A 15,782-nucleotide genomic window follows, 5' to 3' on the forward strand; every position below is an offset into this window, starting at 1 on the left:
TCACATCCCTAACCATTGTAAATGAAATTTTTTGGTCCTATTATAGGTTTCATATTTTTTCGGGAGGTGGTTAAACGGAATCCTTCCGTTCTTTGATAAGTTTGAGCATAGCCTCTCTATCACCACTGGCTTGAAAATACCTACCAAACAATTCCATGTTCGCTTCTTTATTCGGAGCATTTGACCAATCGGTTCGTGGATGCCATAAATGAATGACATCTCTATCAAGTTTTATATAATTTCCGCATAATGTTTCTAATGCCAATACAAAAGCATCATCGTCACCACCCCATCCTACAAACCGTTCATCAGGGCCACCAGAGCTGATATAAGTATCTCGGCTCATCACCATAAGTTTTCCAGCAAATCGCTCATAATAATTATCAACATAATAATGATCGATAGGTGTATTTAAAGGCCAACTGGGTTCCGTCTGCAACAACCTATCTGTATTATCCTGATGTAAATTAATTACACTTCGAAAAGGAATCACCCACGGATAATTGTCTAACAAATGAACAGCCTCCTGGATAATATCCGGGTTATAAATTACATCACCATCTGCTAGTACAAATATATCCCTTGTAGCTTTTTTGGCAGCATTATTAAAGGCTTGAGATCGATTAAAAGGACTGCTTTGAGACATCCCAATACATAATTCGGCATCTGGCATTACTACCTCGTAATATTTTTTAATCCAGTTGAAGGAAATATCCCTTTCACCATTATCAGATTGATACGGAACTAGAATCGATATCTCCTTCATAAACGATGTCCTGTGCATTTTATTCCATCCTTTCATTAGGATATTATTAACAGATTTGTACATTGTTTATTTTTGGTTACGCTGAAGGGAAGTTACTTATTAATGACAACACATACAAAAGGTGTAGTCATTAAATCACCTCCTGCATATAATCCCAGTGATTACATTCTTAAATAAATTATTCTCTCCCTTAGAAATAATGCTTGTAATTAAGAAAGCTTTAAGGAACTGAACGGAATTGCGTAATCATCTTTACTTAAAGAAAGGGGAATTTTCCATGATCCTTATAACAGGTGGTGCAGGTTACATTGGCAGCCATGTCGCCAGAGACCTTCTCGATAGAGGATATGAGGTAGCTATCCTGGACAATTTATCAACGGGCCATTTAGACGCTGTTGATAAACGTGCTACTTTCATTTTTGGAGATATGGGCGATTTACATTTACTTGACCAAGTTTTTAAAAGATTACCTATACATGCAGTTATGCATTTTTCCGCAAACTGTTTGGTTGGGGAATCTGTGAAATTACCCTTGAAATACTATGAGAATAATGTTGGGAAATCTATTAACCTTCTTAATAAAATGATTGAGTATAATATTCAGCATTTGATATTTTCTTCTACGTGTGCGACCTACGGGATCCCAACGGAATCTTTACTTACAGAAGACCTTCCTACTGACCCCATTAATCCTTATGGCCACTCAAAGCGAATGATTGAAATGATTTTAAAGGATTTATTTCAAGTTTATGGTTTGAATTTTGTCATACTAAGATACTTTAATGTCGGAGGTGCACATGTTTCAGGGGAAATTGGTGAAGATCATAATCCTGAGACTCACTTAATACCAAATGTTTTGAAGCATCTTCAAGGAAAAACGAAATATATAGAAATTTATGGCGATAATTATCCAACTCCAGATGGTACATGTATCAGGGACTATATCCATGTTTCTGATCTTTCCAATGCCCATATCTTTGCCCTAGAATACTTGGGTAGGAATCAGCATTGTACGGAGATTTTTAACCTTGGAAGTGAAGCTGGGTATTCCGTTCTCGAGGTGGTTAAGGCTAGTGAAGAGATTGCAAACAAACAAGCTTTGATCCGTTATCAAGAACGGCGGCCAGGTGACCCTCCAATTTTGGTGGCTTCCTCAGATAAAGCAAAAAAATTATTAGGATGGACTCCAAAGCTTAAGTTAGAACAAATCATCCAATCTGCATGGAATTGGCATCAAAAGCACCCTGATGGATTTAACAAATGAGTTTTTTAACAATAATGTTTTAGAAAATTTCAGCCATACTCATTAACTATGATGAGTATGGCTGCTAATTATAAAATAGTGGATCCGAACTAAACGTTATTAATGCGCATTTTTGCTTTGTACTTCTTAATAGTCTCCTCAAGCCCTTCTTCAATTGAAATTCTAGGCTCCCACCCAAGTAGTTCTTTCGCTTTTGATATATCCGGACGTCGCATTTTAGGGTCATCTTTTGGTAGTGGTAAAAAGGTGATTGGGCTTTTTGAATCAGTTAACCTTTTTATTAAATGTGCCAACTCAAGAATATGGTATTCCATCGGATTGCCTATGTTTATTAATTCACCGTTTGCTTCATCTTTGTCCATTAGAAGCTTAAGAGCCCGAATCGTATCAGATACGTAGCAGAACGACCTTGTTTGTTTACCATCACCATACACTGTTATGGCATCCCCGCTTAAAGCTTGAGAAATGAAATTGGATATAACCCGCCCATCATCATTGGCCAGACCTGCAGAATACGTATTAAAGATTCTAGCTACCTTCACCTTTACACCGTAAACAGAATAATACAGGTAGCACAACACTTCACCTAATCTTTTTGCTTCATCATAACAGGCGCGTGGTCCCCAGGTATTCACGTTACCCTTATATTCCTCTGTTTGGGGATGAACCTCTGGATCTCCATATACTTCACTTGTACTTGTAAAGACAATACTGGCTTTGTTGCTTTTAGCAATTTCAAGCATATTTTTTGTCCCAATAGTATTAACATTTATGGTTTCAAAGGGGTATTTTTGATAGAGTTTAGGAGAAGCTGGACTTGCGAGATGATAAATCTGGTCTACATCTTTAAACAAAGGGTTGAGAGGGAAATCATTAGAGCATACGTCATCTTGAATAAACGTAAACCCATTGTTATGAATATCCTTAATGTTTTCTAATTTCCCTGAAATTAGGTTATCTATTCCAATAACCAAATGGCCATCTTCTAATAGTGTTTCTGCTAAATGAGTCCCCAGGAATCCTGCCACCCCGGAGATAATAACCTTTTTCAAAATTACACCTCCCTGACTTTTGGTGATTTTTAAACATACTATGCATTAAAAAGCCCTGCTGTATAGGCTTAAAACCCTTAAGGAATTAAATTTAAAACTTCGTTTTATACTCCTCCTATCACCAAGTTATCTCTTTCGTAATTTATCTAATTCATTGCTTGAAAGGTTCAGGAATTTTTGTAAAAAGGCCATTGAATACTCTTTAATTTTATTTAGGCTAATAATTTTGGTGAATCGCCCTCTCATTTCCAGGTGAAATGAATAAAGTGTATAAAGAATAAATTATGTGAGGGGTGAAACTGTGGGACATCGCCATGATAAAAAATGTTGTCACTGTAAAGATGACTGTAAAAAGGACTGTTTATGTAAAATTTTGAAGAAGTTCGAAGGTAATGATGTTACCCTCAAAACAAAATCCGGGGATATGATCACTGGAGAATTACAAAAAGTAACGAAGGACTGTTGCGTTAAAATTGTTGAACCAGATATGATTACTCCATTTGTCAATGAACAACTGACAGTTATTCGTTGTAAGGACATTGAACACTTTTCTATAGACTTGTTATTCGATTAACAGTAATCTCCTCTATAGCAGCAGGAAATTGGCATAAAGTGTTAGGAAAGGAAGATATTAACAATATATTCATCCGTCTTCCTTTCTAATTTTTTTCAAAATACTCTTCAATTGAGGGGATTTTCGCTGAAAAACAACTCCGTCTCTTTAATAGGTTTTCTGTTGCATCTGAGTGATGGTGACCAGTTTGAATGTATCTTATATATACATAATTATCCTTAGAAAGAGAGTACATTTTAAATCCACCATAAAAGCATTGGCGTTGAAACTCACTATCCTCTCCTACACTCACATTAGGAAAAGTTACTCTTTTAAATACATCCTTTTTCATGATTAGCGTGGCACCGCTAAAAAAGTAAGAAGATTTATACACGTTTTGCCCGGTATTCAGTATCCACCTATTTTCCATTTTCGGGTTATATAATCTTAATTCTTGATCACTGTTAAAATATATAAAGAAGCTGCTTTTTCCAACCACGTCAGCATTGGTTTCACATATAGTTTCATAACCTTCTTTTAAGTATAGAGGGCCATACAAATCATCATCATCCATTTTCCCTATATAATTATAAGATGCTTCTTCAACCCCTTTATTTAAACACTCTCCCAAACTTACCTTACTGGGGAAGTGAAGAAATTTGTATTTGAAGTCGATCCTCCCAAATAAATACTCTATATCCTTAAAGTCAAATTTGGAGGAATTCACTATTAAAATAAGTTCTTTTTTTTGTATCAACTGTTTCTGAAAGTTAGAAATGATGTTATGAACAAATTCTTTTCGATTTGTACAGGCAATAATGGAAATCAATGTTCTTCCCCCTTTACCCACACGTACTCTTCAAATTCATCCACTATTGCAATTTTTTTGCAATATTTTTTAAAGCTCTTATCATGAATTTTCCAGGAATGCCCATGCTTCTCTTCATACCGAATTAACACATAATCTTGATAGCCACCAGAATATAAAGTTATTTTTTGTTCAAGGCAGTCTTTTTGGAAATGTATGTCCTCACTCCTATTTAATTTCCGAAATTTCACTTTTTCCAATACTTCTCTTTTAATAACTAACGTGCCTCCTGCAAGGTATACGTTCTTCTGTCCCAAAAAAAAGTTATGCATCCTTGGCCGAAAAAGTGTTAACAGCCTATCTTTTTTAAAGTATACAAAAATAGAGGCCTTTCCTATAACACTTGCTCCAGTTTCTTTAAGCAAAAGAAGAGTATTAGATAAATAATTAGGAGAATAATAATCATCGTCATCAAATTTAGCTATAACATCGTATCGTGCCTGCATGAAGCCAAAATTTAAACACTCCCCCAGTGATTTTGCTTCATCCATTTGGTACACCCGAATATTGGCAGCTTTCCATTTATCCAGGCTAATACCATTCTTGTTCAGGACAATAATCAGTTCTTTTTCTGGTACATTTTGCCTTGAAAAGTTGTCAATTAACCATTCAATCATCTGAGGTCTCTTCGTACTAGTTACTACTGTTACCACATTACAACCCCCTATAAATCATATAGGTACCGAAAAAATGCCATACTCCTTAAAATACTTTGATTATTAATCCTTTTAAATAACTGTGCTAAAACGAAAATTATATACACATTTTATTCAGATACTAAAGTGTATATTAGTAACTTTCCAAAAAAGGAACATAAATGATCATTTCAAGAATATTTGCTATAGTGTGGAGGAGATTTTATGAGTAAGGATATATGTCCACCTAAAAAAATTTACACTTCAACTCGAGATTGGCTTTCTACAATCTCTAAAGAACCTTTTTTTAATGATACATTTTATAAAATCATTTATCCTGCATCTCCTTTTTCCATGCGTATAAAACACCCTCCAGCAAAGTATCCAAAATTTATAGAGGGAGGTTCTGTCACTGTCATACCAAATGGGCGTGTATGGGGATTAAACGGTGCAATAATAACCCCTGATAATAATCTAATCTGGGATGTTTCATTAGAATTTGTAAATCCACAAACCGAACATTCTATCTTTAAAGAACAGCAGTTACCACCAATAACAAACCATTATAAAGAAATAGCAGACCTTACACATATTGCCGGAAGCAATTATTATCATTGGATGTACGAGGTAATTCCCCGCTTATATTTATTGAACCAAAGCAATATAAAAATAAATCAGTTTATCCTGAACTTTGATCCCTATGATTTACCTTTCCAAAAGGAAACTTTGTATCTTCTAGGAATAAAAAAAGATCAAATAAATATGACGCACCGAGGTTTCCATATCCAGGCAGAAAGGTTAGTTGTTCCCTCACAACCATCGTACGCAACGAAATGGGCATATGATTTCTTAAGGAAAACTTTTCTTAATGAAGCACACATGAAGCGGCACGGGCGAACAAAAATTTATATAAGTAGAAAAAACTCTCGAAAAATTATAAACGAAGATGAGTTATTTCAAGTGCTTTCAAAATATGGGTTTATTAAAATTGAACTGGAAACACTACCCGTCGTTGAACAAGTCCAACTGTTTTCATCGGCTGAAGTCATTATTGCACCACACGGAGCAGGATTAACAAACTTGACCTTTTGCCGTCCAGGTACGAAAGTTCTTGAAATTTTTTCTCCAACCTATATAACGTCACTCTACTGGGTAATAAGCTCTTTCGGTAATTTAAAACATGAGTATTTTATTGGACAAGGGAGTTCTGGCCAGACAGCGTGGAATGGGTTAGATAATATTAAAATCAACATGTCCAGGATTATGCCGATGTTAAAAAAAATGGGGCTGTAACTGTTACCTAATTCCTTTGCTTAAAACAAAACCTAATAATAATGCCCTTAAAGTTGCAAGTTTATTTAAGGTGCTCTAATTACTTTATGAAAAATAATGATAATAACCATACCGAACCTTATACAGTAAATATAATGCTATGAAAACGTTAAAGGGGTGCCAATGTACGGTACCGAGAAATTTTCAGACTTTTCCCTTGCAGTATCTGTTCCAATTTAATTAGGGGTAGAAGCTTTTGTAAAAACGATGTTTAGGGGACTTAAAACCCTTATTGATACTCGATGGAGATATTACAGGAGGCTTATTTTTTTCATGAAAATTATTTTATTATCAGGGGGATCTGGAAAAAGACTTTGGCCATTATCCAATAATGCAAGAGCAAAACAATTTTTAAAACCTATACCTAGAAAAGATGGTCGACTGGAATCGATGTTAGAGAGAGTTTGGGGACAATTAAACTCGGCAAACCTTACAGACTCTGTTTATATTTCATCCACGAACACCCAAGTAAATTCGATTCAAAATCAATTGAGACAGCATGTTCCGATCATTATAGAACCGGAACAAAGAGATAGATTTGTGGCAATATCTTCAGCTGTTGTTTATCTGTCTTCAGTTGAGAAAGTAAATAAAAATGAAGTAGTATGTATTTTGCCGGTAGACCCTTTTGTTGAAACGAATTTTTTTGAAGTTGTAAAATAGTTGTACTTAATTATCAAGAGTAATCCTGCAGTTAACGTAGAGCTTATTGGTGTCTCCCATCCCTCTAAGAAATCTGGTTATATCCTATCAAAAGAAATTCCACAAAACCATTATCGCAAAGTAAGCCACTTTGTTGAAAAACCAAAAAAAGTCGAAGCTGAAAAACTAATTAAGCAGGGTGCCCTGTGGAATACCGGAATCTTTGCTTTCAAATTAAAATTTCTACTCCAGCTATTACAAAAAAAGGGATACCCATAGACTACCAGGAGTTAATAAAAGAATATAGCAAGTTACCAAAGAATAGCTTCGACTATGAGGTAGTTGAACATATTAGTGAAAGGGCCGTCCTATCTTACTACGGGGAGTGGAAGGACTTAGGGACCTGGAACACGCTGTCTGAAGAAATGGCGGACAATATTATTGGCAATGGCACAATTAGTACAGATTCAACTAATTGTCATTTAATTAATGAGCTCAATATACCTGCTATTATGTTAGGTTTGTCTAATACTATTGTAGCTGCTAGTCCTGACGGGATATTGATTTCAGAAAAAGCAAAAACCCCTGAAATAAAAAAATTTGTAAATCACCTGAATAACAGACCCATGTATGAAGAAAAAAGATGGGGAACATACCGGGTCCTAGATTTCCAATATTTGAACAAAAATAAAAAAGTTTCAACAAAATTTATTAGAGTATTGGCTGGGAAAACCTAAGTTACCAGATGCACCAAAAACGTTCCGAAGTATGGACAATCGTCTCAGGCATTGGTGAATTTGCATTAGACGGAAAAATTATTAAAGTTAAACAAGGTGATGTTGTTAAAATTCCGATTGGAGCAAAACATGGAATAAAGGCATTGACTGACCTGGAATTCAAAGAAGTACAAATGGGGACAGAACTCATTGAAGAGGACATCATCAGACTTTCAATGGAGTGGAAAGATATCGAGACAAAATAAACTATGAACAGAGTGCCACTTCATTCTCCCTAGAACTGGCACTCTTTAAATTGCAAAAATTTAGATATCTATAAATATATAAATTAAAATTATATACAGTAAAACATTTACCTCTTCTGTTGTTCAAAACCCCGCCAATGATTTGGCATACAGCAATGGTGTACCCAGAACCGTTTCATACATTTCCATATCAAGCTCTTCTGCTTCCAGGAGCAGATCATGTGAGTGATATTTATTGGCCTCTAATACCCATGTTTTTAAGTCTTCATCGATGATGACATCCAAACCTAAATCACCATAAATCCCAAAAACCGCCTCCAATTGAAGACAAACTTTTTTACAGATTGAGATGACTTCTTTTTGTTTTTCAATCGCTTCATTGTGTGTCAATTTAAACACTGTTTCAAGTGCTACTATTCCACTTACAACTGAATCTGTATAATTTGTGATAATGTATTTTGACTTTCCATACCTTCCAATGATCGTCGTGCATTTCCATTCTTTTGTCTGGTCTTTTTGCATGATGACCCTGAAATCGACTTTCTTTTTCTCGTATTTTGTGGTGACGGCCTTTTGGATTAGATATTTTTTCCGGCTAAGCATTTGTTCACAAAATTGCACAATTCCCTTCTTCTTAGCTAGTTGTTTTTGTCCCTTTCCAAATACCACTTCATAATGGCTGCGGAGATTGTCAATTTTAAAGATTCCGTTACCCATCGAGCCTTTCACAGGTTTTAAATATACCTCCCGACTGGTATTTAACATTTCCAATAACTGGTGGGGATCTGTATACTGGCAGGTGGGTAAAAGATGGGGACTGGTTTTCTCTGATTTCATTAGGGCATCGTGAAATTCCCATTTGTTAAACATATATGAATTGAACATTTTCCCTTTATATTTTTTGTTCACCTTTTTCTCAAATTTTTTAGGCGGGGTTTTTCGTTTATAGATGACATCAGGCAAGGGAAACGTACCACTTACCCAGTTTGGTCCACCCTGAGAATCTGGCGAATAACAGTATCCTTTAACCCTTTTGTTTTTCCAGTCAAAATCTGACCAACGTGCTAGATAAGCCAGACCGTTGATGCTTTCATATTGTTTAAAATAAGGCTTTAAGCTTTCCAATTTTTTAGGAGTTAGTTTCATTTTTGTTAGAATCATTGCAATGACTGGCCCAAGGTGAATTCCTTTATCATCAACCAAGAGCTCATAGCTTAAATCAGGCAGTACAAAAGGAAAATCACTTTGCTTGCTCAACCCTATGGACTGTTCCTCCAAATCTTCAGCCTCTAAGATTTTCACCTTTTTCGACCATTTACCAATATGGAGCCAATACCAATCCTTATTTAATTGATGCTCTACTATTAGTCTGTTCGGCAGCAACATAACATCAGGCTCAGTATTTACAAAATGAAGTTTCAAGCTTGCACATCCTCTCAGTCCATTCAATACAGGGAATCTAATATTCATTATATTCTCCGGTGCATTCTAATGTTGGCGGTTCGACTAAAAATGGACCTTCACCTATCTGTAAAAGGACCATTATGATAAATAAAAAAGCCTTCTATTATAAAAATAGAAAGCTGATTATCTTAGTGAATATTTTTTAGCGGTCCACATTGTGCCGCAGTGATGATTTCCAATTGTCGTTAAGACGGAACACTTCGGATAACGATTCCAGAAGTGATGAAATTATCCAAAAATATATTATTTAAGTGAAAACATTCACAATATAAGTGATTTTTGATTGTGTTTGTTCTCACTCGAATCCTAGAACAATAACAAAGCACAAAACTCCTAATAAATTTTTTTAATTATGCTTTTTCTTGATTTTAATTATTTGACCTGCATATATTTTATCTGTACTTAGATTATTAAGTTCGAGCAATTGTTGTAACGGGACATTATATCTATTTGCAATTTTTGCAAGAGTGTCGTTTGGAGAAATCGTATAAATTTCATAGTTTTCTTTTAGAAATTCTGAATAATGAACAATATCTCCGATTTCTCTTAATATCCCTCTATTTTCTAATACTTCAAGTATTCGCTTAGCCCGGTTCCGATAGGATTGATTTTGGATAGCTATTTTACCATTTTCGCGTATTTGGTGTCTTTCTATATCATTATTTAAATAATGATGTACCTTAGAAACTGTTTCCTCACTGTTTGATGAAACAATTAAATCATGATCTGGTGTGAATTTTTCACGAACTGCAGGGGTATCGGTTGTTAACAAACACCCACCAGAACCAAGAATTTCGAAAGTGCGCATAGTAAGTTGCGAGCTAGAGTTCTGTAATCCAATAATGATTTTGGCAGAACTATAGACTTTATACGCATCCCTGTAGTCTAAATAACCATGAATCCAATTAGCTGGTATGTCTCTTCCAAAGTACTCACCCATCTTTTCCCAATTATTTCCCCAAAAATCCACACGAATTCCATTCTCGATAAGTGGTTTTATTAATGTCTTTAAAGCATCCGAACGGAACGCATTTGGATTTTTTTTAAGGTATTTAGGATAAGCATTCGCTACTACCGCTATGTCACAACGATAGTTATTCAATGGTTGTACCGGGAAATGTACACTCTGATGGTATCCAAATTCTAAATGCCCCGCCTTGGAACCTAGCTCCTCATATTTTTCACATAATGAAGGTGTAACTGTAAAAACGAAATCTGGCTTAATTGCATTAATAAGAGGTATTGTAAACTTTTCTGTGTGTAAAGGGTCTTCAGTTGCCCAATAAACTAGCGGTATCGTTGTTTTCTTGATAGCCTGTCGGATCCACTTCCACTTTTCTTTAGAGTGTTCCGTTGTCCATCCAAGAGATATGATTAAATCTGGCTTAAACAAATCTAGCATTTCTGAAATATTATTCTTACTTAATGGCCCAGAAATCATCACCGTATGCCCTTCTTCTTTAAACCCATTAGGTAAACCATAAATCCACATTGGGTGACTCTCTAGAAATAATATCTTCAAAAGTTACCATTCCTTTTTATTAAACTTTCTCCTATTAATATGTGAAATACCAAAGGCTTGTCACGGTTTTAGCCTATAAATGATTCATCTTAGAAAACCAGCCTATTAAGGAATGGCCCGCTCCAATAAAAAACTAAATTATGTGTCAATTATCTATTCTATTCGCCAAAAAAAATTATTGAAGGAATTGATGCAACTACCGCAAGCATTTATACAATCCCGTTAAGTTCCAATGCTGGTAAGGAAATTTTTCTAAAATTCAAGCCCTAATAAATAAATTGTCAATCAGGTTGACGATATGAATTTTTTTTTGATAAAGTATAAAAATGCGCCAGTGTGTGGGGGTGTACTGCGGAATTGGATACAGTGCCAATGAAAATTGTAATCGCGGCAAATTTTAGATAATAGGAGATTGTGATGAATAAACATATTGAAGTAAAAAGTCCTAAGATGATGGCGTTCATTTTAATGTTAGGAGCTTTTATTGGCTTATTTGGTGAAACAGCATTGAATATGGCCTTATCCAATATTATGGAACAATTTTCCATTGCCGCTGCAACGGCACAGTGGCTTACAACAGGATATTTGTTGGTATTAGCAATTTTAGTGCCGATTTCTGCATTATTAATGAAATGGTTCACGACAAGGCAATTGGTGATTGGGGGACTCGGGATTTCACTCGCAGGAGCCTTATTGGCGGCATTGAACGTGAATTTTGCTGTTTTATTGCTTGGCCGTGTCGTACAAGCTGTTGGAACGGGACTTTTACTGCCTGTCATGCTGAGTGTGATGATGCTGATTTTCCCAATCCAGAAGCGCGGGGTCGTAATGGGACTTATGGGTCTTGTTATTACGCTGGCTCCAGCCTTGGGACCAACACTATCCGGAGTGATTATCAGCACGTTAAGCTGGCCTTATATCTTCTGGTTCAGCGCCATTTTCTATGTGCTGCTGATTGCGGTTGCTGCCGCTAAAATTGACAATGTCTCGGAAATTACAAAACCCAAAATAGATCTTTCATCGATCCTCCTGTCAACAATCGGTTTTGGCGGATTGATTTTTGCTTTGAGTACGATGGCAGAAGAAGCCTTTTCGTCGCCTAAAGTATGGGCACCATTATTGGCAGGTATCATCGCACTTATTTTATTCGGTGTCCGTCAAAATACAATGGCCCAGCCTATGGTGAATTTGCGTGTCTTCAAATATCCAATGTTCACACTCGGAACTCTGACGATGTTTCTTGGTATTTTAATCATCTTATCGACAGGTATTCTGCTGCCAATGTACCTAAAAGGAGCTTTATTCTTTAGTGCTGCGATGGCAGGATTATTATTGCTGCCAGGCAATGCAGTCAACTTTGTTTTGTCACCGATTGTTGGAGCTCTGTTCGACAAGGTGGGAGCACGCCGTTTCACCATTATTGGCTTTATTTTTGTCCTGGCTGGGAATATCACGTTCCTTGCCACGATTTCAAGTCATACAGCAGCATGGCAGGTTGTCGTTGCGTTTATGATTTTGTTCTTTGGGTTGACGATGGTGATGATGCCGGCGCAAACCAATGCAATGAATCAATTGCCGCGCGAGTTGTATGGAGATGGCTCAGCGGCGATAAACACATTGAACCAGGTAGCCGGGGCCGCTGGTACAGCGATTTCCATTACAGTATTCACAAGCGGCCAAAGCAGTTATGCAATGGACTTTCCTGGTGCCGCACAGCCGGAAATATTGGCTGCGGGCATTAAGCATGCGTTCTACTTTATTACAGGGATTTCCGTCGTCGGATTTGTCTTATCCTTCTTCGTAAAAAAACCGGGCGAAGTGAAGGAAGTTTCACCAGCTGCAGTGAAAACAACGGAACCAGCACGGCTGTAGCACAAAAAAAACATTCGTAACAGATACAGTTACGAATGTTTTTTTATGAAGAAATAATCTTTTTCGTTTAAGAAAATACCTAATTTTTAAATATAAAACCCTTGCGATCGAGCGCTTCTGCCAGAAAGAAGAACAGGGCTCGTCCCTTTTTCCCTACCTGCAAGCTTCAAATGTCTGCAAAACGGCGCTGCCTAACTTGAGATCGTCTGCACCACCGTCTACTGCTAATGGCGAGGTATTGGGGATGGCCGTATACCCGCGGCCATCCTTGCTTTTCATTTTCGGTTCAAATTCGTATCCCATTTCGCTGTTGAAGAACACCCACTGAAATAGATGCTCCTTCACGATTTTCTTATCGCTTTTCTCCCCAGTGACGAGCCTGGTTACGATGGCTTTCAGATCCTCATCGGTATACTGACGGTTAACAGCAACCTCAAAGCATTCTCTCAGCTTCCTGCCAATGATTGCAGGCTCATATGGTTCTTTCAATACAGCTGGTTTATTGATATTGGTACGAATGCCATGCTGGTCGAAGCCATCAGGTATCAGGAAAATAGTGTTGTCATTGATATTCTTATAAATTCCCACACTGTAATCCATCGGTTCACTCCTCCATATACGATTGGTTTATTATTCATAGTTTTATTTTATAGGAAAAACCCCTAAACTCCATCAGAATAATGTGCTATTAGGATATCCAATAAGTCACATTGAACAATCGGAATAATGGAAAGGGTTTTTTATGATACCGTAGAATCAAACGGTATACATTGGAGTGTGAGGCAATTGGGTGCTGAGAAAATTCTTTATTTGGAGCCGATGGGTGAGCCGGAACAAAAGAGGGATTATAGGGGATATGCCATTGGCATCCTCGTGACATTCGTTTTCGCCGTAATTGCTGGCCAGATTGCAGCCCTGCCGTTCTTCTCGATAATGGGCATTATGATTCTCTCTATATTATTGGGTGCCTTATGGGGCAATATTGTTGCTTTGCCAAAGTCCTTGAACATAGGTTTGGGCACGAATTTCAGCAGCAAGTTCCTGCTGCGCGCAGGGATCATCCTACTCGGATTTCGTTTGAATTTTGCCGATATCAGTTCTGCTGGTCCTTCCATCCTCATCATTGATGCACTCGTCATCTCCTTCACGATGATCTTTATCTTATCCCTGGGAAAAGCTTTTCAGATTGACCGGAACCTGGCAATGCTGCTCGCTGCGGGCACGGCCATCTGCGGGGCTGCAGCCATCGTGGCGATTGCACCGATTATCCAAAACAAAAAAGAGCAGACCGCGATCGCTGTATCCTGCATTGCCGTATTGGGGACAATAGGAGCTGTTCTCTTCATCTTCCTATTCCCCTATCTGCCCTTGAACGAGAGTGAATTCGGGATGCTGGTTGGGGCCACTTTGCATGAGCTGGCTCATGTGGTCGCTGCTTCGGTGCCCGGCGGAGACGCAGGCAGTGAAACAGCCATCCTGGTCAAATTGGGAAGAGTGATTTTATTGATTCCCGTTGCGTTAATCATCAGCTTTTTCATGAATCGAAAAGAACGGGCACACCAAGAAACAGACAGAAAACTGCCCATCCCATGGTTTATCTTTGGCTTCTTATTTGTCAGTCTCATCAACACCTTCCAGCTTGTCCCCGAGAAGATCACAGAAGTTTTGCTATTGCTGAGTACCTACCTTTTGGCCATGGGCATGGTAGGTCTTGGCATCAATATTAAATATGCTGATTTTGTTAAGGTAGGGATAAAGCCAATTGGAGTGGCGGTGATTGGATTTCTTGGCCTGCTCGCGATAACACCGGTTTTGTTATGGATCTTCCGGTTCTTTTCATAGGGATTTTGGTACAATAGAATCAGACGGGAACCAGGAGCGTGCAGACTATGAATCTTGATTATTTAAAAGTGTTTTATGTGGCGGCCAATAATAAGAGCTTTTCGCAAACAGCCAAAGACCTCCACCTCTCCCAATCCTCGGTAAGTCTGCAAATTAAGTATCTCGAGGAAAAATGGGACTGCCAATTATTTGAGCGGACAACAAAAAAAATCTCCCTGACTCCTGCCGGTGAGATTTTATATAAACAAGTGAAGAAAATGCTAGCCTTAATGAATGAAACGACCAATGTCCTTCAAGAGCTGAAAGAGGCTGTCCACGGAGATTTAAAGGTTGGCGCAAGCTTGACGATCGGGGAACATCTCCTCCCTTTTATTCTGGCGGAATTCAACCAATTATTCCCTTTGGTGAATATTCAGTTCAACATTTTCAACTCTGATCATATCGTCGAAAAGCTGAAAAATCAGGAAATCAATCTCGGGTTCATCGAGTCCATGCTTTCCTATCCACATGTGAAACAAATCCCGTTTACAGAGGATGAGCTTATCGTCGTGGCCTCCACTGCCCATCATACAGCTGTGCCAGACCAGATCAGCATTGAACAATTGCTCAAGTTTCCGTTCATCATCCGTGAAAAAGGCTCGGGAACACGACAAGTCATGGAGGACGTGCTGCGAAAAAACCATCTTGACCCGTCCACGCTTAAAGTCGTAATCGAACTAAAGCATACGGAAGCAATCAAATCAGCTGTCGAAGCGGGGCTGGGAATTTCGATTTTATCCAAGTCAGCCGTCAAAAAGGAACTGGAGTTAAAGACCTTAAGGTACATTGAAATCGCGAACGTGCGCTTGCTCCGAAGTTTTTATATGGTGTATGACCATGAATCTCTCCAGCTTCCCAGCAAAAAGCTGATTGAACTGATGGAAAGGAAATATAGATTCCAGGCATGAATGGATTCATGCATGGAATCTATTTAACCTGCTTCCTTTAT

Annotated in this window: 12 protein-coding genes and 1 pseudogene; 6 read left to right on the top strand and 7 right to left on the bottom strand. The window is 37.7% G+C overall.

Features of this window, described 5'->3' with window-relative positions; genetic code table 11:
- Window positions 1-70: 70 nt before the first annotated feature.
- The gene (locus tag WQ57_RS00875) at window positions 71-784 is read right to left on the bottom strand and encodes a galactosyltransferase-related protein (RefSeq protein ID WP_052948606.1); all 714 of its coding nucleotides are present in this window, start codon (window positions 782-784) and stop codon (window positions 71-73) included.
- A 259-nt stretch (window positions 785-1,043) separates the two neighbouring features.
- On the opposite strand from WQ57_RS00875, the gene galE reads away from it, so the two are divergent.
- The gene (galE, locus tag WQ57_RS00880; RefSeq protein ID WP_046521813.1) at window positions 1,044-2,030 is read left to right on the top strand and encodes a UDP-glucose 4-epimerase GalE; all 987 of its coding nucleotides are present in this window, start codon (window positions 1,044-1,046) and stop codon (window positions 2,028-2,030) included.
- A gap of 89 nt (window positions 2,031-2,119) precedes the next feature.
- On the opposite strand, the gene WQ57_RS00885 is transcribed toward galE, so the two are convergent.
- The 3 genes from WQ57_RS00885 to WQ57_RS00900 form a co-directional block, all read right to left on the bottom strand.
- On the bottom strand, window positions 2,120-3,082 hold the full coding sequence (locus tag WQ57_RS00885) for a UDP-glucuronic acid decarboxylase family protein (RefSeq protein ID WP_338151881.1): 963 nt from the start codon (window positions 3,080-3,082) through the stop codon (window positions 2,120-2,122).
- 659 nt (window positions 3,083-3,741) lie between these two features.
- Complete coding sequence (locus tag WQ57_RS00895; protein ID WP_052948607.1) at window positions 3,742-4,464, bottom strand: glycosyltransferase; 723 nt, start codon at window positions 4,462-4,464, stop codon at window positions 3,742-3,744.
- On the bottom strand, window positions 4,461-5,156 hold the full coding sequence (locus WQ57_RS00900; RefSeq protein WP_052948608.1) for a glycosyltransferase family 2 protein: 696 nt from the start codon (window positions 5,154-5,156) through the stop codon (window positions 4,461-4,463). Before WQ57_RS00900 ends, WQ57_RS00895 begins: the two co-directional genes overlap by 4 nt.
- Before the next feature lie 207 nt (window positions 5,157-5,363).
- Between WQ57_RS00900 and WQ57_RS00905 the strand changes: the two genes are divergently transcribed.
- Together WQ57_RS00905 and WQ57_RS00910 are read left to right on the top strand one after the other, a co-directional pair.
- A complete protein-coding gene (locus WQ57_RS00905; RefSeq protein ID WP_052948609.1) occupies window positions 5,364-6,431 on the top strand; it encodes a glycosyltransferase family 61 protein in 1,068 nt (355 codons plus the stop codon).
- A 312-nt stretch (window positions 6,432-6,743) separates the two neighbouring features.
- Window positions 6,744-8,094, top strand: a pseudogene (locus tag WQ57_RS00910) (sugar phosphate nucleotidyltransferase).
- Between the two features lie 123 nt (window positions 8,095-8,217).
- On the opposite strand, the gene WQ57_RS00915 reads toward WQ57_RS00910, so the two are convergent.
- Together WQ57_RS00915 and WQ57_RS00920 are read right to left on the bottom strand one after the other, a co-directional pair.
- A complete protein-coding gene (locus WQ57_RS00915; RefSeq protein WP_046521816.1) occupies window positions 8,218-9,516 on the bottom strand; it encodes a YheC/YheD family endospore coat-associated protein in 1,299 nt (432 codons plus the stop codon).
- Window positions 9,517-9,904: 388 nt separating this feature from the next.
- Window positions 9,905-11,080 (bottom strand): DUF3880 domain-containing protein, encoded by a 1,176-nt coding sequence (locus WQ57_RS00920; protein WP_046521817.1) that lies wholly within the window; start codon window positions 11,078-11,080, stop codon window positions 9,905-9,907.
- 417 nt (window positions 11,081-11,497) lie between these two features.
- Here WQ57_RS00920 and WQ57_RS00925 point away from each other — a divergent pair, with 417 nt between their 5' ends.
- On the top strand, window positions 11,498-12,952 hold the full coding sequence (locus WQ57_RS00925; RefSeq protein WP_046521818.1) for a DHA2 family efflux MFS transporter permease subunit: 1,455 nt from the start codon (window positions 11,498-11,500) through the stop codon (window positions 12,950-12,952).
- 153 nt (window positions 12,953-13,105) lie between these two features.
- Here WQ57_RS00925 and WQ57_RS00930 read toward each other — a convergent pair whose 3' ends face one another.
- Window positions 13,106-13,552 carry a hypothetical protein gene (locus WQ57_RS00930; RefSeq protein WP_046521819.1) on the bottom strand — a complete coding sequence of 149 codons (447 nt, stop codon included), beginning with the start codon at window positions 13,550-13,552 and terminating at the stop codon, window positions 13,106-13,108.
- A 177-nt stretch (window positions 13,553-13,729) separates the two neighbouring features.
- Between WQ57_RS00930 and WQ57_RS00935 the strand changes: the two genes are divergently transcribed.
- Both WQ57_RS00935 and WQ57_RS00940 read left to right on the top strand, forming a co-directional pair.
- The gene (locus tag WQ57_RS00935) at window positions 13,730-14,794 is read left to right on the top strand and encodes a YeiH family protein (protein ID WP_420912365.1); all 1,065 of its coding nucleotides are present in this window, start codon (window positions 13,730-13,732) and stop codon (window positions 14,792-14,794) included.
- Between the two features lie 47 nt (window positions 14,795-14,841).
- On the top strand, window positions 14,842-15,741 hold the full coding sequence (locus WQ57_RS00940; RefSeq protein ID WP_046521820.1) for a selenium metabolism-associated LysR family transcriptional regulator: 900 nt from the start codon (window positions 14,842-14,844) through the stop codon (window positions 15,739-15,741).
- Window positions 15,742-15,782 lie beyond the last annotated feature (41 nt).

The organism is Mesobacillus campisalis (assembly GCF_000986785.1).
Lineage (GTDB): Bacteria > Bacillota > Bacilli > Bacillales > Cytobacillaceae > Mesobacillus_B > Mesobacillus_B campisalis.

Bases quoted from the DNA above. Each gene is read 5' to 3' on its own strand.
- WQ57_RS00875 (WP_052948606.1), bottom strand. From the start codon at position 784: ATGCACAGGACATCGTTTATGAAGGAGATATCGATTCTAGTTCCGTAT.
- galE (WP_046521813.1), top strand. From the start codon at position 1,044: ATGATCCTTATAACAGGTGGTGCAGGTTACATTGGCAGCCATGTCGCC.
- WQ57_RS00905 (WP_052948609.1), top strand. From the start codon at position 5,364: ATGAGTAAGGATATATGTCCACCTAAAAAAATTTACACTTCAACTCGA.
- WQ57_RS00925 (WP_046521818.1), top strand. From the start codon at position 11,498: ATGAATAAACATATTGAAGTAAAAAGTCCTAAGATGATGGCGTTCATT.
- WQ57_RS00930 (WP_046521819.1), bottom strand. From the start codon at position 13,552: ATGGATTACAGTGTGGGAATTTATAAGAATATCAATGACAACACTATT.
- WQ57_RS00940 (WP_046521820.1), top strand. From the start codon at position 14,842: ATGAATCTTGATTATTTAAAAGTGTTTTATGTGGCGGCCAATAATAAG.